This is a genomic window from Sporosarcina koreensis, from assembly GCF_001531445.1.
GTDB lineage: Bacteria > Bacillota > Bacilli > Bacillales_A > Planococcaceae > Sporosarcina > Sporosarcina koreensis_C.
In genome coordinates this window covers 1-243 of sequence record NZ_LQYA01000396.1, presented here as the reverse complement: position 1 = coordinate 243, position 243 = coordinate 1, and the positions used below count along the sequence as shown (strand labels likewise).

The following is a 243-nucleotide window of genomic DNA, read 5'->3' as shown; positions in this document are numbered from 1 at the left end:
TCGCGCCCGATTAAAGAACATCCACCATTTGTTAGAGAGTCGACTTATTTCACTATATCTAAAATCTCAACTTCGTAATTAGTAATTCCATTATCAGCAAGTTCTTTTTCAAAATATCGCTTTGCTTTTTCTTTATTATCTAGATTACCAGTGTCCATTTGTACTGAAAAGATCTTCTCACTTTTACCAACCCCCATAAAAGTAATACCGAATATCTTTTCAGCATTATCATATAAATCTGAT

At 32.1% G+C, this 243-nt stretch carries 1 protein-coding gene; it reads right to left on the bottom strand.

What is annotated here, in order from left to right; all coding sequences use genetic code 11:
* Positions 1-44: 44 nt before the first annotated feature.
* Positions 45-243, bottom strand: a 199-nt coding sequence (locus AWV70_RS24055; protein WP_160327734.1) for a hypothetical protein, incomplete at its 5' end; no start/stop codon positions are given.